Genomic DNA, 20,534 nt, shown 5'->3' with positions numbered 1-20,534 from the left:
AGGAATGAGGAGGAGCGAAACGCCGGCGTGAGCCAACGTCACACCTTCGCAAACGCTCCAAACACCAAATTAGCCCGCCTATCGCCTTTACCGGCGTTTACCGCGGCCTCGCCCACCGCCGCCACGAGCCGGTGTCTTCTTGTGGTTTTCCACGTTCGAATCGACAAGCAACGTGACCGTTTCGAGCCATGTGGGCACATTGGGACGCGGCGCTACGGGGTCGTCGCTGTCGGCTTCGCTCTGTCGTCCACGCCCTCGTCCGCGACCCTGAGATTCGCGTTCCGCATTGTCCTCGGTTGACGAGTCCTGATCTCGCTGCGGGCGACCTCGTCGTCGACCACGACGAATCACTTCCACTTCTTCGTCGTCTTCATGATCATCGTCAAACTCGGATGTGCTCTCCAAATCGTCCGACTCTGTCATCCCACGACGACTGGTTGACTCTTCGCTGGTCTTGGTTTCGCTATCACGACCACGGCTTCGGCGGCCACCGCGGCGCCCACGACGTCGGGAGCGAGAACGAGGTGCTTCTTCCTCCTGATCATCACGGCTGTCTCCGCTAACCTCGACGTCGTCCGTATCGACGTCCTCTGTATCGAGGTCGTCACCGAACAGATCTTCGGGTAATTCATCATCGGCCTGATCGTCAAGATCGGTCACAAAACTCGACTTGCGTGAACGACGACGAGGCGCATCCTCATCAGCATCCCGGCTCGATAGCTCCGATCGCGCCGGTTCGGTTCGGGAACTCGAACGACCACGGGGCGATTTCCCCGAATCGTCGCCGCCACTGTCAATCGCGTCTTCGCTCATCCGTTGACGGACACCACGGCGGCGTCCACGACGTCGTGCCGACCCACCCTTCTCTGCGGTCGAATCCTCATCGGCTTCGCGATCGTCTGCAAACGCCTTGGGCTTCGCCAGGATTTCATCCGCAGGTTCGCGTGACGACCGTTCGCGACGCGATGGCTCTTTGCGTCGTGGCGAGTCCTCGCGAGCCGAATCACGACGGGGACGGGGAGGCTGCCAACCAAGCTCATCCGTGTCACGATCGGCACCGGCAAGATCGGCTGCGAAATCACTGACCACTTTTTTACTGTCAACTTCCTTATTGACACTTTCTTTGCTGGCAACTTCGTCTGCAGGGTTCTCGTCGATCGGTTCCGGCCCGAGATCGATCCCAAGCCCCGTACCGAAACCAACAGCCGGCCGAGGGGCTCGCGTTCGGTTGTCCTCTTCTCGTTTTGGCTTGCGACTCTCTGGCGACCGCGACTCCCGCGACGCCTCTTTGGTAGGCTTTGGCGGCGGACTCGATGACGAGGGATCCTCCTGAATCCCCAATTGGCTCGCCAAACCTCCCCAGGCTTGCGACAGCTCATCGTTGTCGTTCTCGTTGTCCGAGTCTGCAGCCATCTCGACGGGCGCGACTTCAGCCTTGGCTGGCGTTTCGCGGCGAACGGGTGCGGATGCCGGACTTCGACCTGCCGAGCGGCTCTCGGTCGGTTTTGCCGCTTCGGTCTTCTTCGGCGGCCCAAATCCAGGAATCACCTGTGGCGGAGTGACCGACTGCAGGGCTTCAATGACATCATCGACACTGGCGGCTTCTTCGGCGACCGCATCGCTGGTGGGTTCTGGTTCCGTTTTCGTCAGCGTTTCAGGCTGCTTGCGTTCATCCCGCTTCGCGGATTTCTTGTCTTCGCGTCGATTGTCTTCCGGCTTCGAATCGTCCGCTTGCTTCGTTTCTGGCTTGTCACCCGATTCGGCCTTCGCACGCTGTTCGCTTTTTGCCGGCTCGCTTTCTTCGCGGGGAGCGGGTCCGCCTGGGGTTCCTAGCAAATTGGCTAGGAAATTCCAATGATCTGATCTCATAAATGATTTTGTAGGGGTGTGATTTGTGGTTTGGATGGGAGTGGGGGACGCAGCTGGCCAGCAAAACGGAATCCAACTCCTGGTTGCTTCGCTTTCTGGCCGCGCGAGACCCGCACGACGATTTTTTCGATGGCAAATTGCAGCTCAATCGAGGCCATCTCAACGGAATGAATCAACGGATGTGCCTACAACCGGCACCTGCCATTGGTCCTTATGTATAGCTTGGCAGCATTTTTCCCCCAAGCCCGAAGCCAAGAATTCCGCCCTTATTGAGTCGAAAAACGCTATCGTTTTGACAAGCGTGCCAACAAAAACACCAAGGATCCTGAGCAAATGGCCTCGTTTTTGCCCCGCTAACCTCAGTTTACCGCTGCGGTTGTCCTATTCGCTTGAGAAATCGCCACTTTTCCATCCTTTCTTTTCGCTTTCCTTCCGATCGAAGATCTTATCGACCCTTTTCTCCCATTCGAGCGAACATGACAAAGGCCCCCTCCCATTGGCAGCATTTGCTATCAACATCGACACCAGCGAAGGTGGTTGCGATCGTTCTTGGGTGGGTCGTGCTTCCGCTGGTCACGACGCCGATCGCGGCCGCTCAAGCAAACAACCGTTATTGGACGACCGAATGGCATTTCGACCAGGTCGACGTCCAGACGATGAACCTGCGGCTCCATCGGCTGGGCCTCGGTGTTCCCATCGAGATGCAAGGCAAGGTGTCGGTCGACTTGACGGTCTCCGTCCCTTGGACCGCGTTAACCGACGCAAAGAGCTACCGGATCGAAGGCATGATCCGGTCGGACCAGCTGCGTCTCGAAAAATTGGTGATTGACGATTTCCGGTCAACCCTCGACTTGTCCAACGGGGTGATGTCGATCGAGAACCTGCGAGGACGCTTGGTTGACGGGTCGAGCAAACGCCCGATCACCGCGAAGGGAGAAGTCACGGGCCAGGCCAACTTGCAGTTGTCTCCGCTCGGATCGATCGAAGTGTCGATCACCACAAGTGAGATCCCCATCCTTCCGCTTCACGATCTGGTTCTCGCTGCGTCTCGCACTTCATCCGAGGTTCAAATTGCCCCAACACAGCTGGCGTCAACAGACGCTCAAAAACAACTATCGGGTTTGGCAACGGGCAGCCTCCATTTTCGCGCACCCCTCAATCAATTGCAAAACATCGCTGCTTGGACCACCACAGCGAACCTGGAAATCAACGGTCTCTCGCGCGGCGGGTCGATGCCTCTGAACCTCTCGACGGGGGCTATCTCCGTGGACCGTGGGATACTGACGGCCGATCGCATGCAATTGACTTCGCCTGAGGTCGCCGAGTTGACGGCGACCGTGCGAGCCCAAGTTGAATTGAACGAGCAGCAGCGGTTCAGCGCAGCGATCCGGTCAAACGATTTGCCGCTTGGGGTTTTGTCGAACTTGTTTGGTTTCGACCAGGATCGGTTGGCCAAAGGAACCCTCGACATCGATGCTCGCGCAAGTGGCACCTTGTCCCGGCGGCAGTGGGATGCATCAGGGCGTGTTGCTTCGCCACGCTTGGAGGTCGTCGGCGTCAGCCTAGGTTTGCTCGAACATGAATTTAGCTTTGACCACCAGCATTTCCGTTTGCAACCGGCGACCATACCCAACACGGCGGAGGTCCCGGAACGCGTGATCGAATCGATCGAGGCCGACTATTCGCTTCGCGATCAGCAATGGTCCCTGTCGAAACTTGCCGCGTGCGTCTTCGGTGGCGAAGTCACTGGAAAGGCGACGCTTGCCTTGGCTGCCTTAGGCACCCATCAGCTCGATTTGCAATGGAGCGAATTATCGCCTGTCTTCAACGCCAATCTTCTCTCGCTCGCCAAGGTTTCAATCACGGGGATTTCATCAGGAGAGATTCGTTGGACCGTTCCCGCCGGCCAATGGGACCTGCCTGCGAAGCAAGACGGCATGCTGGAGATTGCGGTATCGTCAATCAAGATTGGCGGGGCCGAAGTCGGAGACCTGCGAATGTCGGTTGTCAATCGAGACCAGAAACTACAGCTCTCTGCCGAAGGAGATTTATTCGGAGGCGATGTGACCGTGATCACGACGGCGGCGATTACGGAGAAGACCACCTGGCAAGACCTGATGCGAAATCCCATCAACGCGAGGGTTTCCGCGAACTCGATCCAGCTTGATCAAATCGTCGAGGTGTTACCGGCGAGTGTGTTACCCGATTCGCGGTACGATCGGCTCAAGGGTCGCCTCACCGCTGAGGCAAATCTCACGGCGCCGCTACAGAGCGTTTCGTCCGAGCAGGTCGAAGCGGATCTGCAGCTGCGTCTGGACAACGTCGCGTTAGGACCGGTGCAGCTGACCAACGGATTGGAGATATCGGCTCGGCTACGTGACCAGATCGTTTGGATCGATCGTATTTCCGGAACGTACGCTGGCGGACGAATCGAAGCGACCGGTCGCTGGGATTGGAAATCGCAGGCAGGCCCCGTTGGCAATGGACGATTGGAACTTCGTGTCGCCGCGATCGATGCCTCACAGGCCATGCAGTTGATCTCCAAGTCGTTGGCCGAATCGATCGACGGCACTCTATCGGGTAACCTTCGCGTAACCGGCGGCGAACAACTGCGAGCTCGGGGTGCGGTGCAAACGAGTGACGCATCGTTTAAGGGGCTGATGCTGGGGAACGTGCACAGCGGAGTCATTGCATCCTACACGGTTCCCAGCGGCCGCTGGGAGGTCGGATTGATATCCATCGACGGCACCCTTGCACGCGGTCGAGTGCGAGGAAAAGCAACGTTTGATTCCGCCTATCGACCAGGACGTTTCGACATGCAAACCGAGCTTGGGTTTGACCGTGTTGATTTCAATGAATTGATTGCGGAAGCCGGAGGTGGCGTCTCCACCATGGCACAGGGGCAAATTCGGGGCTCACTCGTTCTCGGTGGAAAAAGCATTGCCGGACTCTCCGATCTACGCGGCTCCTTTGAAACGGAACTCGATGGCAGTCAAGCAGCCGCGATCCCTGGGCTTCGCGATGCCCAGAGGTTCCTCGGCGCCATTCCACTCTCGGGCATTCGGATCGACGAGGGTCGGCTCAATGGTACGGTCAGCGGTGGCCGAGCGCGCATCAAGGAGTTCGCATTGGCCAGCCCACATCTGAGAGTTTGGGCCGACGGCTTTGTACAACTCGCCAGCGGGCGGATGGAAGTTGACGCGGTTATCTCGACGGGTAACTTCGAAGCCAATCAATTGGCGGATGCGTATTTGCAACTTGTCGCTCTGGATTTCGTTAGCCCCTTGGCCTTGTTGATTCGCATCAATCGACTCCTCAGCAATCGGACGATCTACGTCGATGCGCGCGGTCCAGTGTCCAATCCTCGCCTGAGCCTCAAACCCTTGGCAACGCTTCGCGACGAAGCCGTTCGGTATATCCTGCGAGATTTGCTCGGGTTGAGCCTGGCGGGTGGCATCGAACCCGAATGGGAGTGAATCGATTACGAAACAAAGGAAGACCTTTCCGGTCGTGCCGACAATGCATGTCGCCCCATTTGTTACCACAAAACCCATCAACGCGTGACGATAACGCTCAATGAAACGATTGAATCGGCTTTGACTTCCTTGAGCGAGAACGTATTGAACCATCGCATCCTTCTTCTCGCTACCAGCATCTGCTTACTTCCGGCTGTTGGATGCAGCACGCTGGGGTTGTCTCTCTACCCCAAAGGCAGCTTTCTAACCGAACAAGCGGAACGGGTTCTCGATGGTTCACCGACGGCGGCCGAATTGCCTCGAGAACTAAACCGCTCGGTGATCCCAGTGCACTACCTGGAACCGGGCGATGTGCTATTGGTTGAACCGGTTCATTTGGGCAGCGAGGTGCGTTTGCCTGCCGACCAACATGTGATGGCCGACGGCAGCATTGATCTGGGCGGATTTGGCCGATGTGTCGTCGCAGGATTGACGCTCGAGGAAGCCGAGCAATTGGTGGAACGAACGATTACAGATTCCGCCGAAGAAGAAACGCAGATCAACATTCGGTTGCTCGAACCGGTCCACCACTACTACGTACTTGGCGAAGTCAATTCACCCGGAAGCTATCCGCTATCGGGCTTTGAAACCGTTCTGGACGGGATCTTAGCCGCCGGTGGATTGACCAGCGATGCGGCCCCCTGCAAGATCTTGCTCGCCCGTCCCACGACGCCTTGTTCGTGTCGCGTGACGTTGCCGGTTTGCTACCGCGAGATCACTCAACTCGGTGACACCACGACCAATTACCAATTGCAACCTGGGGACCGGATCTTCGTTTCGACACGATCTTGTCTCGACGAACTGATGTTTTGGCAGTCGAACGAAACCTGCCAGCGATGCTGCCGCAGCCAACGAGCCTGCTGCCGCCCCGACGCGGTTGCAACCCTGGCTCCGGTAACCCCAGGTTTGTTCTTTGCCGCTGCCAATCCGTTGGCCAGCGACCTTGGCTTTATCGAGACCGAACCGTCAGCGAGCGAGATTTCCGCCTCGCCGAATGCGGGGCGGAACCTCGAGTCGCAGTGGCTTCCCGAGCCAACGCCCCGAGATTCAATCTTGGATCAAGATCGACTCGGCCGGACGCGTCAAGCCAGCGATTCGACGGCATCCAACCCCCCCGCTGCGGCGGATGGACAGTTGGATTTCCCGGAAGCGCTGAACTCGGAACCTTTGGAACTGCCCAACGTGTTCGCCCGTCCCTAACCAGGCGATGCCACCTCTCTCTCTTGCTAGCATCACCCAATAAAAAAGCTCGCGTTTTTTTCCGCCAACGTTTGCCAATTGAACCGCAATTGCCTACCATCATCGCCCAGCAGACACCGCTGGCTTCACTTCGAGCCAGTCTTTTCCGACGGGACACGATTGTTGAATTAAGGGAGTTGTAGACAATGACACGCATTCCACTGAGCCATGCGGAAGAGGAAGCTCGTCTTCGCCGCGAGCGACTGGATTTGAGTATTGCCGAAATGGGGCTTTCGGTTCGTACGACGAATTGTTTGGAAGAAACCGGAATCTTGACGGTTCGCGATTTGCTAAATGCAACGCCGAGAAAGTTGCTGGGCATCAGTAACTTTGGCGAGAAGACGCTCGAGGAAGTCTACGCATCGCTCGAATCGCTCGGTTTCTATCGCCCCGGTCACAAGACCGCATCGGTTTAGCCACGGTGCTGGAAAGCTGCTGATCCATGCCTCACTTCCCTCGACTTCGGATCCCCAAACCGTGGACCAAGAAACGGGGAAAACGGCAAATCGGTCATTCGCTTGGTGGGATTGCAGGCGAAGCGTTGTTTTACGCTTCGCTGTTTCTGGTTGGAGTGTTCGGCATCTCGATCGTCCTGATCGCCTGGTTCGTACCGGAGCGTGCCCCCGAGGTTTCGTCCGAGACCCTTTCGAGCTCATTGAGTTTTTGGGTTTTTGGGGTTTTGTCGATTGCGGCCATTGCCACGGGGGCGGGCGGGTTGTTGTATCGGTTGAGCGCGATCTCGACGAGCCACGAGCATCGCTCGGTCTTGTTGAGCCGTCCGCCGGGAATCGAGATCATTGGCCCAGGGTCCGACAGTGAATCGAAACTGCCAAGTGTCCCGCAAGGTCGATCACTGACCGACAGTCCCGGGGAACGGTTGACCTATCGCTTGGCGATGAAAACCGCGGATGAAGGTGGAATTCTCGGCCCCTCACTGCTGGCACTGCTTTGGAGCACGGTGTGGTTCGTTTTGTTGGCCGTCGTCGTTGCGGGCTTTTATTACGATCGCCCCCGCTACATTTTAACCTTCTTGCTCCTTCCCTTGGGTGGCATTGGCTATTGGTCGTTTCGCTCGTTCCTTGGGCAGCTTCGGCGAATTGCCGGCGTGGGATCCACGATCGTCGAAATCAGCGACCATCCGCTGATCCCGGGCGAGACCTACCGGGTGTATGTTTGCCAAATGGGACGTTTGCGGCTAAGAAGATTCAAAATAGTTTTAAGTTGTGAGGAAGAGTCCTTTTACCGCCAGGGGACGGATGTTCGGGTCGAAAAACACGAAGCATTCACCCAAGTAATTTGCAATACGCGTGATGTTGCGGTTGACCCACAGACCCCTTGGGAACAACAATTGGGCATTGATCTCCCTGAGAACGTCATGCATTCTTTTGTCGGTTCTCACAATGCCATCCGCTGGAAGATCATCGTTTCTGGAGAATCCCGTCCTTGGCCATCGTTCTGCCGAAGTTTTCCCGTCATCGTTCATCCGCCCGGGGTGCCGCTGAATCGCAGCCCGCGGTGAGCGTGTCGCTGTGTAGGGTCGATGGTGTCTATCAAGCAGGCGAAAGTTTGACGGTGCATTGGCGAATCAGCCGCGTGCCGATCGACCAACTGCAAGGCTTGGAACTATCGGTGCTTTGGCACACCGAGGGCAAAGGGGACGAAGACCTTCACGTCCATCATTTCCATCGGCTCGACGAAGACCAACTCAGGCAAACCGGGATTGCCGACTCGCAATCCATTTCCTGCAAATTGCCCTGCACGCCACTCAGCTATCACGGCCATTTGGTTCGGATCTGTTGGTGCATCCGGCTGCGACTGTTCCTTGAAGGGGGACGGGAAATCGTTAGCGAACATCCCCTTCATTTGGTTTCAAGTCGTCAGGTCGCTCAAATGCAATCCGACGACATCGACAACGCGAAGCTGGCCAGCGTCACTTCGGAATACAACAAGTCGAAAAGCCTCGGAATGAAACCGCGGCGATTGGCCGTTCGGGCAGGACTTGCTCATCGAACGCGGATGATTCGACGGGCCTCGTTTAAGAATTCGAAATCCAACCCGTCGAGCGGATGATTGCAACGGATGCGTCGAATCCGTTTGCCACTCGCTTCGTACGCCCCGGTGCGATCGCGTACCAATTCTTCAACGGCTCGGATCGCGACGAAGCACTGTTGCAACTTGCCGAACAGATCGCGAACTACCGTTTCTCGCTGATTCAAGGTCCACACGGCACGGGAAAATCAACCCTGATTCGGTCGTTGGCTCCACTGTTGAATCGTCGGTTCGGTCAAGTCCGCGAGGTCCAACTGCACTCGCTCTCCCCTTGGCAACGTGACTCGACGCGTTATCGCCACGCGTCCACAAACCGGGCCTTGGTTTTCAGCGAGCTAAAACACTTGGGCAGGAGCGATTTATTGGTTATCGACGGCGTGGAGCAATTAGCCTGGTACGACGTTCTAAGAGTTCGCTGGTATGCTCAAGCGAAAGCGGTGCATGTCTTGGCAACCAGCCACCGCCCGATTCAAGGTTTTCAATCACTCCGTAACACGACGCTGTCACCCGATCAGATGGAAGCACTGACCGACCAACGTCTCAGCGGACTCTCGGACCAGGTCAAGAAAACGATCCGCAATCACCTTGCAACCCGAACCAGTACCACCGCAGCCAATCTACGTGAATGCTGGTTCGAGTGCTACGACATTTTGGAACACCTTCGGAGACAATATGGCAACTCGACTCACCGTGGTGATGGTCCAATCACCGCCTCCAAGTAGCACGGCGGACTTCGAGCCAACCGATCCCGCTGCGTCCAAAAACTGCAGCAGCTTGCAATCCGTCGACCGAATCGTTGGCGAACTGCTGGGAGCCGCTGGGATTGATCTGATGCTGATCGGGCGTCCTGAACAGATTGCGCCCGATTCCACCGACCACTTGTCGCTCGAGTTGATTCAAGGGGACGTTGCCATTCTCGATTGGCAATCGCCGTCCGCACTATGTGAAGCGTTTGCCGAGTTGGGCCTCCGCGGTGCTCGCTTTCCGCACCCCCACGACGAGCAAACCGCTAAGCCAACCGCAAACCGCTCTCGCCGCCTCTATGCGTTCGACCTTCGACAATTTGGCTCTCCGCAAGCCATTCGGAACGCTATGCAGGAATTATTGAATGAAAAACAGGTTCGTACTTTTTCGCTGATCGCCGATCGGGAAGGGCAATCGACCGCGGCAAGGGAGCGCCGCACCGAACCGAGCCAAACGGATCGCTCCACTCCGCCGATCACTGTACGTACGAGTCCACCGCAACACACAACGGCCTCCGTTCTACCATTGCGCCACACCAACGGAGGCCCAGCGGGCGGTTATCGCGAAACGTCGAACGAGGGATCGAAGCAGCAACCGAAAGAAGCTCGGCCACAACAGCCTCCAGACGCACTCGATGCGCTCGTCGATCAGCTTGACCATTTTGATTTGGGCTGATGACCGATTTCTCAGATCCTCCGTTTGGCGCCGTAAAGATAATTGCCTTTCGGGGATCGGGGTGATAACCTAATGGTGCCCCCTGGGCGGGGCAGGTCCCTGCTGATTCCTTCTAAGAAACTCCTGAAAGCACCCCATGTCGGCTGTCACGTCTCAAACGAACAATGAAATCCTTGTGGTCGGTTTTACAGACAGCAAGATCCTGGACTCACAACGAATCGAGCAAGTAGGACGCGAATTGCAAGAGATGATCCCGCAAGCGATTCATAAGAAGATGTTACTCGTCTTCCGTGGCGTCTCATTTATGTCGTCGGCCATGATCACCAAGCTGGTGATGTTGAACAAAGGATGCAAAGCTCAAGGGGTGAACCTCAAATTCTGCGAGGTTTCGCCAAATGTGATGGAAGTCTTTAAAATCACCAAGCTGAACAAGCTATTTGATATTCAGGACAATGAGGAAAAGGCCATGGCGAGCTTTGACAAGAAAGGCTGGTTTGGTTGATCTCGATGGGGGAGTCGTCTCGATCACCTTCGGCCCTTTCTGATCAGCTGACTCAGCTGATTGAGACCGAGCGTGCAGCGATCGGCCACGAAATCCATGACTCGCTCCTACCGCTTCTGTTCGCCGCCTCAGCCGGTTTGCATCGTCTGCTTGACACCGCTGCCAAGGATCTACCCGCCGAATCAAAAGAGCTCCACGACCACAAGCGACTCGCCCAAGTCGCCGATTGGATCGACGAAGCGATGCAAACAGGGCGGCAGATCCTAAACGCCGCCTACCCCGTGGAACTCGACCGCAGTTCTTGGAGCGATGCAGCGCGCGGCACCATTGACCGCGTGATCGATGATCCATCGGGCCAGCGACCAGCCATCGATTGGCAAATCGATCATCGATCGACCCAACTCCCAATGGCCGTCGCCACCACCGCTTACCGAATCTCGGTCGAAGCGATCCGAAATGCACTGCGACATGGCAAAGCGACCAAGATCACGGTCGCTGCTTCCAAACGAGGAAACGAGTTTTCGTTAGCCATCACCGACAATGGAGTCGGCTTCGCCCCCGACGAAGTGCCGGCTGACCGCTATGGAGTTCGAACGATGAAATCACGATCCCATCTGATCGGCGGATCAGTGAAGATCGATTCCAAACCGGGAGGACCGACGACCGTCGAGTTCACGATCGACCTAGCGGGTGAGCCCTGTGCGACTCGAGAAGCGGAGCCAAGAGGGCAGGTCTCGTAACGCGTTGAGTCCCGAATCAGAGCATGCCAAGCCTAACAAACGGGATGCCGCGACGTCATTGGTTTTCATCAGCGCCACTTTGATCGCGGTTGCCTCGATCGTTCCACTCGGACATGCTTTCGACTGCCCGATCCTTGAGTTCGGTGAACTTGCTGCTGGCCGCAGTCAGACGCTCGTCCCACACCGGATCCGGCTCCATGTCCCTTGTCTCTTCAAGGAAGGTCACCATCATTGCGGCCAATCCTAGCGGTTCATAAAAGGCCAAGTTGGTCAAGTAGGCCGAGACAACCACAAACACCGCCGCAGGAAACCGGAGCGATTCAAAAAAGTAACCGAACGCCAAGAACCTCACACATGCGACCGATGAAAAACGAAAACACGGAGGCACGGTGCTCACAGAGGAAAACGAGAAACCAGCCTGCTGCCTCTGTGGTTCTCTGCTGCTCTGTGTCTCAAGATCGACCGCGAAACCATCGACTGCGCAATTCTTGACACGACGAATGCTAGCGGTCACGGGGCGGCGACGAGAGATTTTCTATTTTCGACGAGCGCGACTTCGCCTCTCCGATGCATGGCACTGATACTCGCGAGCTTGTGTTAGTTGTCATCTGGTTATCGCTTTGCTAGGCGATCAATGTCGGTTGGGCGAAAGAAAATCACCTGCGAAAGATCAACGACCTTCATTTTTTTGGGACGCTGGCAGTTGCCAAGCATAGCGACACGATGCTACATTACCTAGTAGTGTTAGGCATTTACTGGAGGAGGATCAGATGGCATCAAAAGAACTCATCGCAGCATCAACGAGACCTTTGGTCTTGGCGATACTGTCGAGGGGCGAGAGTTATGGATACGCGATCATTGACCAAGTGCGTGAACAGTCCGACGGCCATTTGGAGTGGTCCGAAGGAATGTTGTACCCCGTTTTGCATCGAATGGAGAAGGAAAAGCTCATCCTTTCATCTTGGAAGATTGGCGAAAACGGGCGAAAGCGAAAGTACTACCGGCTTAGCAAATCAGGGACGCGTGGGATCGAAGCAGAACGGACGCAATGGCTTGCGGTGCACGAAACACTTGTATCTTTTTGGGGAGCGAAGACATGTTTGAGCTAGAACAGGCGATTGATGACTGGAAGCGGACATTCCGCCCAGATAGTTCCATTGAAGCCGATGGCATCCTGGAAGTTGAATCGCATCTTCGTGAGTCGATCGAACGTCTTCAAGGAACAGGCCTGAGCGAACGCGAAGCGTTTGCTGTTGGTGCGTATCGTCTGGGCATCACTGCGGACCTGGAATCTGAATTTGGAAAAAACAAACCAGTTTCTGCTTGGCGAACACGCCTTGCGTGGATGCTTGGCGGTTTCCTCTTGTTCACGCTTTGCGGAAGCGGCGTATCGGCATTGGTTGCAATGACGGGGGCTTGGATGGCGTACGCAGGAGTGGAGGCAACAATGGCCGGACCGATATCGATCGCCGTTCTGACCGTTGCCTGGGCTGGCCTACTAGCGATCGCTTACCGCGGACTCGTCAATCGCGATCCTACCAACAATCGTTTTACGTGGAGATGGGCGGCTGTCACAGGGCTAGCCCTCTATGTACTACCAACCGCAACCGTCATGGGCCGGTTGGCACAGCAGCGGATCGCGGACGCCGCGTGGTATGGTGACACCGCAACGTGGCTCGGTTTTGGCGGATTCTTCTTCCATTTCGGCGGCTACTTGTTTTGCCTGGTGGCTTTGTGCAAGCTCAGCAAGCCCAGTGTGCCGGTCGTGGTTCGCCGGTTCTCGAAGTCCTGTCAACCATGAATCCCAGCGTCGTCAGGTCCGTTCTCAACGTCTCCGCTTACCATGATCGCATGTCCCCAGAATAGGTCTCCATCATCAAACCAATCCAGCGAGCGGTCAAGAATCAGGTCCCCAAGTTGCTCGGTTTCAACAACGATTGGCTGTAGCAATTTCTGCGCAATACTCTGGAACTGCGGAGAAGAATCGATTGTTTCCGATGAGATGAGGATAGATCGATTCCGCTCTTTCGATAAAAGTAGCTTCAGCCGGTGGACGGAAAACGCCGGAAAATCGGGCCCCCAGTCATGATCTTGAGCAACGGGATGAAGCACCAGCAACTCATCCTCGATGATTGAGCCATTCGATTCCTTCCAGGCCGCAAGCGAGAACATGTGCACATCGAACCCATCATCGTCGCGTACCGAGGCACCCTGGCTGCTCGGGGAAACAAGTCCTTCGATCACAATGGGTTGGTCGTTGTATGCAACGTCCGCGACATCAACTTCTGCAAGCGAATTTAGGTTGGGTGGGATGTAGGACTCGGTCAATGCATCTCCTTCGGGGCCAGAACATCCCGCGAGCACGAACAGGGTAAGGATGAAAATTCGACGATCTAACATTTGCTTGGCATACGCTACGCGCACCGGGAGCGAGAGAAAGGGTTGTTAACGGCCAGCTCGCTCGGCGCGCGTTCTCCGAACGAGTCTTCCGAGTTGATTCTTCCTCCGTTTCGGTGGCGACTTGCTTTGCTTCGTGGCTTTGTGCAAGCTCAACAAACCGAGTGTGCCGGTCGTGGAACAGCCCATTACCCTGAAGAACGGCGTGCAGCTTTCAGTCGGATAACGGTGACGACCAACCGGCGGCGACGGTCAGTCGTCTACGGTAAGAAGATTGCGCCAATGATGCCTACAATCAGAAACAGTGCAAGTAGCCCCAGCAAAACGTAAATGACGAGTCGGAGTAAACCACCACCTCGAGGGCGCAAGTACCGATCACGGACTAATCGACGCAGACAGCGATCCATCGCCCCTTCCCGCACGCGAATCCCTCGACGCGAAAGTGGTTCGGGTTGCCAAGGCGGAGTGTCTAAGAACCGAATCACGGCGGCATCATCGATTGTTTCCGGTAGTTCTGTTGGGAGATCGCGAGACGCCCAATCGCGGAATTGACGATAGGCTTCCGCCCTCGGGTGCTTGGCAAGGCTGAGTTGAGATGGCAAAAAAACGAGCAATTGGCTGGGTGCGAGTCGTTCGATGGCAGTGCTGAATTCCCACTGGATGCCCGGCGTGCTTCCGGCTTGGATTACGACAACGCGCGCCCTATGGAGCAAGTCCACAACAAGCTCCTGCCAATGCGCGTTTTCCACGTACATTCGCGCTGCACCGGTTGGCGGAAGTTTCTCACCGGGTTTACCAATCGCGACCATTGGACCGATCTTACGCAGGTGCTTGGCGAAACGCTCCTCATAGGTGGCGCTGACACGGGCCTGAACTGGGTGGAGGATTTGATCTGTTGTTTGCAATTCCTGTTTCATGTTGTCCTGCGCAAATGAACGCAGATAGACAACGGGGGCACGTTGACCGACTCGAAATGCCGCTTCGGCGGACTCTGCGATGTTCCTACGTGCGATTCGGAAACAGCCCACACCGGCGTATGCGGTCGAGAGCCCAAGTATTCCCACGAATACGCACACAACCGCCTCACCAGCTACTTCGCCTTGCTGCTCGGTGGGGTTCGTGGCTGAATCCGCTTCTGCCTTACCGATTTGCATTGCAGCCCATAAGATTAGGGTCAAGGCCAAGGCAAGTAAGCATAGACAGGCTCCCAACATTCCCCACATGGCCATCTTCACATACGAAGAGCGTGGAGAGTGAACGGTTATTTGAGCACCACTTTGTGTGACGTAGTTCCAAGCGTGCACATCGGAGCGGTCTGCCATTTGTGTCTCCGGACGACAAGCATTAATGATGGCAAGGAAAATGACGACGAAAGAATCCAGGTAAGTCCGAGGTTGATGGGTGGGAGTCTTTCGTCATGAAAATGGCGACTCGGACCCGTGATCGGAGCAGCGGCTGGCCGCCTGCCACATTTTTGCCATCCACCACACACAAGGACTGAAAATATATAAAAAATTCTCGCACTTGACCTCGGCAAATTCAACTCCGTCTGCCGCTTCTTTGACAACAAAACTCGTAAAACACGCTCTCTCACGATGCCCACCGAGCCGCAACCCATCGCCAGCGTCCTTAAGAACGCAAAGGCTGACCTGGTTGTCATGGAATCTCGCGACCCCTTGGGGTAGCTCGACGACAATGACGATCCTGATGGGCAGCAGGCGGCAAAAACGGACAAAGGTTGATCAACTCTTGTTGTTTCGCCAAATCCGGAAACCGAAGCGAGAAAGCAGGAACCAACCAACCAGGAAGACCGGCAGACCAAAAAAAAACGCTGCAAGTCTGGGGTAGAAAAACAGCAGCTCGAAATCAGGTGGTGGTTTAATGGCAGCAGCTGCCATTACGTTGCCAGTGACTGCCACCAAGCCCCATCCCGCCGGTGCGAGGTTACGAATGCCAAAGCCCTTTTGATCGGCCGGCGTATCCAAGACATAAAGAGCAGCTAACGTCGATGCAGCCGTCAGGTTGCCGAAAAAAAACACGCCCCCGGCTCTAACGAGCGTGCTGCCCGCAGGCCGTTCCCACCACAGTACAACTACCATCGCCATTAGGAAGCCAATGGCCATCGTAAACAACGCCAAAGCTACCACCAAGCGTCGTAGTGTCATGGGCATCTCCGGATGGTAGCGGGTTGAGCGGAGGGTATGAAAAATATTCGGAGGTCCTTGAGGCCGAACATTTCGGGCAACGCGGTGGGGAGAAAACGTCGCCAAGCGAAGCGAGCCATGGGGCCGATTCCGGCACGCGTTCACCCGTGGGTTCTGTCCTTGGTACCTGCGTTGACTCGGCCAATCCGAGCTCGTTTTCACGAGCCGCAGCATACCAAACCTCACCGCATCCTCCAAGCATTGGCGGAACGCCCCAAGGTTACAGCAGCAGGCCACCTGGAGGCAGTCAGGGACCCGACCGATAACCGAAACGGCTTAGCGACTGGTCACTCCGACGCGTTATCCAATGTCCGAAGGAGAGAGGATAAACCACAGAGAACACGGAGGGCACAAGGACAGCACGGAGAATCGGCTCTGTGTTCCTCTGTGGCTCTGTGTTTCAATCGTCCGCGCAACCCGGTTGCCAGACGCAACCAAGACATCTTGAATCGCTGCACACTCGGAAGATCAATCATGTTCAACCCAGATCCGATGATCCGATCCATCGTTCCATTGATCGATGGAACCAAGACGAAACAGGAGTTGGTTGCATGTGTTTTTGAGTTGGCGAAAGAAGGCAAGCTCGCCCCGAATGTCGAAGGGAACAGCTCGGTCGAGGTGAACGCCGCTTGCAAGGCGATCCTTGATCAAGTGCTTGATCAACTGCATCAATCCGCTCTTTTGGTTTAGCTGGCATCGGCGAGCCAGCTTCTTTCCAGTCGGAAGGACCATGGACCTGCCCGCGTCGCTTTCATCAACCAATCAAGACGGTCGGGTAGCCCATGACAATCGTTCCGCCATGTGCGGTCAGATCGCCGAGCCGCGCGGCTGGTTGACCGCAGATCAGAACGGTAAAGGAGCCCAAGACAATGACATCGGGTGGTCCGACACAAGTGGCCATGTCCCCCACCCGAGCCGCAGGCATTCCGCCAATCAACACGGGAATTCCGCCTGGCGGCAGGATGGGCCCTCCGACATGTGGAACCACACCCGTAACCATCGGGCAGACATGCATGTCCGCGACGCGTGCGGCTGGCATTCCCATCACCTAACTCCCTTTTTCGATTCCCAGCTGAATGAACGCGTGATACTTCTCACTCGCTTTCTCGGGTTCTTTCTCGACCGCGGCCAGGATCGCCGAACTGGAAACGGCGTGCGCCGTCAAGTGTGAGGCGGGCGGAATGGCCGGTACCTCCGGTGGCCCCATGCTCCCCTCGCTCCAAAACGCACCCATTGCAGCCCAGCTCGTAGGCGTCTTGAGCTCCGCTGCCTCCGCCGCGCTTTGCGCTGCACGCCGATTGGCTTCGCTGGGATCTGCCACCCAAGCTTGGATCACCTCCATGGCTCGCGCATCGGCGTCAGCAAGTTTGCCCTGGTTTGCCTTGACGATACAATCGGCAGCCCAAGCGACCGCATCGCGTCTCGGCAACGCGTTGGCCAGAAACCGGATGGCGTCGGTGAATTGCTCGTTTTGTTCGAGTACCTCGAGGTACTGTTTCGGTGAATGGTCGGGCTGGAGCAATGTCGCAGCGGCCTCGTCCAGTTCTTTCATCTGATCGCAGATCGGTTTCGCTGTCGCAGCGACAAACCCACTTGGCTCATCGCGAACCGCGATGATGGGTTCGAGCTCCGAATTGGCGTCAGAGACCTCAATCGCAGCTTCACCCTCCGAGGACGCTTCCACGTCCATGGTGGTGTGGATCCGGCTATCCTGCCCGCTGAGGATGACATGAAAGACGTTCTGGCCCGCCGCAACTTCGTCGCCGTGCTTTAGCTCGGCGTGCGTGATTCGTTCGCCGTTGAGCATCGTCCCGTTGCTGCTGTCCAAATCATCCAAAAACCAGTGAGGCCATTGGCAAACCACCGCAAAGTGACGCCCCGACATCTCTTCATTGTTAGCGAAGCTGTAGTCAGCCTCGTCGGTACGACCGACGGTGGTTTGTCCACCGGATTGCAGAAAGATCTTCCTGCCCGCTCCTGGTCCCTTCACGACTTCTAGTGTAATCGTCATGTCACTCTCTCGTTGCTCCATGTGATGTCACCTGTCGGAGACGGTCTCGTCAAAACACCTCATCCGTTTCAATTGATCATCGTGACGCCACCCTTTGCTTGCAGAACGGCCTCTCCTTGGACTTTCGTGACCAATCCCTTAATGTCGGTGATGAGGTCTCCTTCAATACTGACCATCATCCCTTTGATTTCCACCCCCATTTGATCGACCTTGACGCTGCTGCTGCCAACCTTCAACTCAATCGACTGCATCGCCTCGGTCTCCGATTTCCCCAAATCCATCAGGACCTTGCAATCGCCCATTTTGAGTTCAAGGAAATCGTTTCCCATTTCGACCTTCGTACTACGATCTCCTCTTGAAATGGTCGTCATCTGGTCCTTCAATACCTCAATCGTTTGCGTTCCTTCTTGAGCGTTTTGCCCACCGACCTTTAAGCTCTGGTTGTTGCCAATTTCAATCGTCTGATCGACGCCTACGTTGAGGGTATCATTATTTTCGACGATGGTATTTCGGTCTTTCTCAGCGTGAATGTATAACTCCTCTTCGCCCTTCTTGTCTTCAAATCGGATCTCGTTGAAGTTATCGGGACTGCCTTCTTTGGAGCTGCGTGTTTTGATCGTGCTCTTGGTCTGTTCGCTGGGCAAATCGTAGGGTGGCATCTGCTCGGCGTTGTAAACACGACCGGTGATAATCGGACGGTCAGGATCGCCTTGGATAAAGTCGACCACCACCTCTTGGCCAATGCGAGGATTGAACAGCACCCCCCAGTTCTCTCCGGCCCAGTTTTGCGCAACGCGAATCCAGCAACTGCTGTTCTCGTCGTTCTTTCCTTCTCGGTCCCAGTGGAATTGCACCTTCACTCGCCCATATTCGTCGGTGTAGATTTCCTCGCCTGACGGACCCACCACGATCGCCGTCTGCACACCGGAAATCATCGGTTTGGCGGTACGGCGTTCGGGACGGAACACGACCGCATCCGGGATACAGGCGAAAGAGTTCGAGTAGTCCGTTTCCGCCGAATTGGATCCCGTCTCGTAGCCAAGAGATTCCGTCCCGACATGTCGGATCTCGGTGATCACGTAGGACTTCCCTTCTTCATCCTCGTTGTGGTGCTTGCCAACACGAAAACGGCCTCCGATTGTAAAGGTTTTGCAACCACTGGTTCCGTACACGACGTCATGGTGGGCTTCCTCTTCCTCCATCCGGAGTCTTGTTTCCATTTCGCCATCGCTTCTCTCGACATATTCACCGGGATAGTCGTAAACCTCGTACTTGTCTACGCCGGGCAGGTCGACGATCGTGTCCGTGTGCGTCATCAAACTGGTACTGGGCTTCTTGAAATCGAAGTCGGTCTGAGCCCATTTGCCGGGACGAAACTCGTAGTGATGTTCCCAACTGTGGAGATGATCCTTGACTGCGATCGCGCTGAAGTCACCGGGTAGGTCGACCTGATTTTCAGGGCAATCGATGTAGGCACCTTTGTGATCGGTCATCACCAGGGTGTGCTTACCATCGGCATGCTTAAAAAAGTAGAAGATGCCTTCCTGTTCCATCAGTCGCGAAATGAAGTTGAAGTCCGTTTCACGAAACTGAACGCAATAGTCCCAGCTCTTGTGTTGAAGCGAAATCTGCAATTCAAAATCGCTGAACCCGAGGTCTCCCAAGATCTGCTCGATGATTTCGGGAACCGTTTTGTTTTGAAAGATGCGACAGTCGGCCGTGCGGGTCAGGAACCAAAGCCACGGCACCACTTCGGCCCGGTAGTTACGACGGTGCTCTCGATCCTCGTCGCCTGCAATGAAACGGTTCACGAACCCGTTAAAATGTCGCCGGGAACCATCGGCCAACTCGACACTGAACGTCACATTCGATCCAACGATGTCCTTGGCCGCAATCGAATTGTCGTCCGAGATCATCTGCAACTGGTACGTGAACAGCCGAGACATCTCCTCGTTACCAGAAAACGAAGTCAGAAACAGGACGTCGTCCCCCAGCGGCGTTGATAAATTCAGAAAACGAGGTTTTTGCGATAGCGCCATCGACGTCTCTCCCGCTCGCGTTCAAAACTCTCGAAAGAACATCCGCAAATATTGTTCCGCGATGGAATTCACGTGGACTCGTTGGTTCCCTTCCAATCCACTTTTGAGTCGGTACAAGTTGCGCTGCTTGACCCTATTGGAATTATCGATCCACGACCTGGCATCAAAACCACTTTCGATTTGCAAAGTCGATCGGAACGAACAGCGAACGGAAGAGCTAGACGTGTAACAATAACGCACACAGCGGGCGGAAATGCTCACTTGCCAGCACGCGACGACAAACGACAACCTCCGACCAGTGAGGTCGTACGGTTTTAAGTTGTGACTGCTGCAGTGTATAGGTATCCGCCCACCCCTGCTCGCGCAGAGTTCGTCCGGTTTTTAAGTTATTGATTGAAAAAGACTTACAAGATTTACCTCGTAAGCATTCGCGGAAGTTGTGGTGAGAGCGAGTTGATCTGGCGGTGAGTGGCGGGATTCTCTATTTGGGGGTGCATGAGTGCTTCGGTTTTAGAATCTCAGTCGGTTGATGAACGTCTAAGGTCACTGA

20 protein-coding genes are annotated in these 20,534 nt (G+C 55.7%); 12 read left to right on the top strand and 8 right to left on the bottom strand.

The genetic code is table 11. The features are described from left to right. Nucleotides 1–87: 87 nt before the first annotated feature. Nucleotides 88–1,869: a hypothetical protein gene (locus tag Poly41_RS20555; protein WP_146528620.1), complete on the bottom strand. Its 1,782-nt coding sequence runs from the start codon at nucleotides 1,867–1,869 to the stop codon at nucleotides 88–90. Nucleotides 1,870–2,345: 476 nt separating this feature from the next. On the opposite strand from Poly41_RS20555, the gene Poly41_RS20550 reads away from it, so the two are divergent. The 9 genes from Poly41_RS20550 to Poly41_RS20510 all read left to right on the top strand — a co-directional run bounded on the left by Poly41_RS20550 (nucleotide 2,346) and on the right by Poly41_RS20510 (nucleotide 11,333). Continuing rightward, nucleotides 2,346–5,345, top strand: a complete 3,000-nt coding sequence (locus Poly41_RS20550) for a translocation/assembly module TamB domain-containing protein (protein ID WP_146528619.1) — start codon at nucleotides 2,346–2,348, stop codon at nucleotides 5,343–5,345. 84 nt (nucleotides 5,346–5,429) lie between these two features. Beyond that, nucleotides 5,430–6,584, top strand: coding sequence for a polysaccharide biosynthesis/export family protein (locus Poly41_RS20545; RefSeq protein WP_231615813.1), 1,155 nt, complete (start codon nucleotides 5,430–5,432; stop codon nucleotides 6,582–6,584). A gap of 185 nt (nucleotides 6,585–6,769) precedes the next feature. After that, nucleotides 6,770–7,039, top strand: a complete 270-nt coding sequence (locus Poly41_RS20540; protein WP_146528618.1) for a DNA-directed RNA polymerase subunit alpha C-terminal domain-containing protein — start codon at nucleotides 6,770–6,772, stop codon at nucleotides 7,037–7,039. A 26-nt stretch (nucleotides 7,040–7,065) separates the two neighbouring features. Beyond that, the gene (locus Poly41_RS20535; protein ID WP_231615812.1) at nucleotides 7,066–8,142 is read left to right on the top strand and encodes a hypothetical protein; all 1,077 of its coding nucleotides are present in this window, start codon (nucleotides 7,066–7,068) and stop codon (nucleotides 8,140–8,142) included. A gap of 2 nt (nucleotides 8,143–8,144) precedes the next feature. Beyond that, nucleotides 8,145–8,693, top strand: coding sequence for a hypothetical protein (locus tag Poly41_RS20530; RefSeq protein WP_146528617.1), 549 nt, complete (start codon nucleotides 8,145–8,147; stop codon nucleotides 8,691–8,693). Then, nucleotides 8,690–9,394 (top strand): AAA family ATPase, encoded by a 705-nt coding sequence (locus Poly41_RS20525; protein WP_146528616.1) that lies wholly within the window; start codon nucleotides 8,690–8,692, stop codon nucleotides 9,392–9,394. Before Poly41_RS20530 ends, Poly41_RS20525 begins: the two co-directional genes overlap by 4 nt. Next, a complete protein-coding gene (locus Poly41_RS20520; RefSeq protein ID WP_146528615.1) occupies nucleotides 9,345–10,091 on the top strand; it encodes a hypothetical protein in 747 nt (248 codons plus the stop codon). The genes Poly41_RS20525 and Poly41_RS20520 overlap by 50 nt, the downstream gene beginning before the upstream one ends. 136 nt (nucleotides 10,092–10,227) lie before the next feature. Next, entirely contained in the window at nucleotides 10,228–10,593 is a 366-nt protein-coding gene (locus Poly41_RS20515) for an STAS domain-containing protein (protein WP_146528614.1), read from the top strand. A 5-nt stretch (nucleotides 10,594–10,598) separates the two neighbouring features. Then, nucleotides 10,599–11,333 carry a sensor histidine kinase gene (locus Poly41_RS20510; protein WP_146528613.1) on the top strand — a complete coding sequence of 245 codons (735 nt, stop codon included), beginning with the start codon at nucleotides 10,599–10,601 and terminating at the stop codon, nucleotides 11,331–11,333. A gap of 55 nt (nucleotides 11,334–11,388) precedes the next feature. On the opposite strand, the gene Poly41_RS20505 is transcribed toward Poly41_RS20510, so the two are convergent. Continuing rightward, nucleotides 11,389–11,721: a hypothetical protein gene (locus tag Poly41_RS20505; RefSeq protein ID WP_146528612.1), complete on the bottom strand. Its 333-nt coding sequence runs from the start codon at nucleotides 11,719–11,721 to the stop codon at nucleotides 11,389–11,391. A gap of 382 nt (nucleotides 11,722–12,103) precedes the next feature. Here Poly41_RS20505 and Poly41_RS20500 point away from each other — a divergent pair, with 382 nt between their 5' ends. Next, nucleotides 12,104–12,442 carry a PadR family transcriptional regulator gene (locus tag Poly41_RS20500; protein ID WP_146528611.1) on the top strand — a complete coding sequence of 113 codons (339 nt, stop codon included), beginning with the start codon at nucleotides 12,104–12,106 and terminating at the stop codon, nucleotides 12,440–12,442. After that, the gene (locus Poly41_RS20495) at nucleotides 12,430–13,134 is read left to right on the top strand and encodes a hypothetical protein (protein ID WP_146528610.1); all 705 of its coding nucleotides are present in this window, start codon (nucleotides 12,430–12,432) and stop codon (nucleotides 13,132–13,134) included. The genes Poly41_RS20500 and Poly41_RS20495 overlap by 13 nt, the downstream gene beginning before the upstream one ends. On the opposite strand, the gene Poly41_RS20490 is transcribed toward Poly41_RS20495, so the two are convergent. From Poly41_RS20490 to Poly41_RS20480, 3 genes are all read right to left on the bottom strand, one after another. Next, on the bottom strand, nucleotides 13,125–13,733 hold the full coding sequence (locus Poly41_RS20490; RefSeq protein WP_146528609.1) for a hypothetical protein: 609 nt from the start codon (nucleotides 13,731–13,733) through the stop codon (nucleotides 13,125–13,127). The two genes, Poly41_RS20495 and Poly41_RS20490, sit on opposite strands and share 10 nt — an antisense overlap. A gap of 257 nt (nucleotides 13,734–13,990) precedes the next feature. Continuing rightward, on the bottom strand, nucleotides 13,991–15,052 hold the full coding sequence (locus tag Poly41_RS20485) for a hypothetical protein (RefSeq protein WP_146528608.1): 1,062 nt from the start codon (nucleotides 15,050–15,052) through the stop codon (nucleotides 13,991–13,993). A 420-nt stretch (nucleotides 15,053–15,472) separates the two neighbouring features. Further along, nucleotides 15,473–15,853: a hypothetical protein gene (locus tag Poly41_RS20480; RefSeq protein WP_146528607.1), complete on the bottom strand. Its 381-nt coding sequence runs from the start codon at nucleotides 15,851–15,853 to the stop codon at nucleotides 15,473–15,475. 555 nt (nucleotides 15,854–16,408) lie between these two features. Here Poly41_RS20480 and Poly41_RS20475 point away from each other — a divergent pair. Further along, entirely contained in the window at nucleotides 16,409–16,624 is a 216-nt protein-coding gene (locus tag Poly41_RS20475) for a hypothetical protein (protein ID WP_146528606.1), read from the top strand. Nucleotides 16,625–16,688: 64 nt separating this feature from the next. On the opposite strand, the gene Poly41_RS20470 is transcribed toward Poly41_RS20475, so the two are convergent. The 3 genes from Poly41_RS20470 to Poly41_RS20460 form a co-directional block, all read right to left on the bottom strand. Next, nucleotides 16,689–16,979: a PAAR domain-containing protein gene (locus Poly41_RS20470; protein WP_146528605.1), complete on the bottom strand. Its 291-nt coding sequence runs from the start codon at nucleotides 16,977–16,979 to the stop codon at nucleotides 16,689–16,691. A gap of 3 nt (nucleotides 16,980–16,982) precedes the next feature. After that, entirely contained in the window at nucleotides 16,983–17,945 is a 963-nt protein-coding gene (locus tag Poly41_RS20465; protein ID WP_197231487.1) for an FHA domain-containing protein, read from the bottom strand. Nucleotides 17,946–18,013: 68 nt separating this feature from the next. After that, the gene (locus tag Poly41_RS20460; protein ID WP_146528603.1) at nucleotides 18,014–19,984 is read right to left on the bottom strand and encodes a type VI secretion system Vgr family protein; all 1,971 of its coding nucleotides are present in this window, start codon (nucleotides 19,982–19,984) and stop codon (nucleotides 18,014–18,016) included. Nucleotides 19,985–20,534 lie beyond the last annotated feature (550 nt).

This window comes from Novipirellula artificiosorum (assembly GCF_007860135.1).
Classification (GTDB): domain Bacteria; phylum Planctomycetota; class Planctomycetia; order Pirellulales; family Pirellulaceae; genus Novipirellula_A; species Novipirellula_A artificiosorum.
This window is presented reverse-complemented; position numbering and strand designations above follow the sequence as displayed.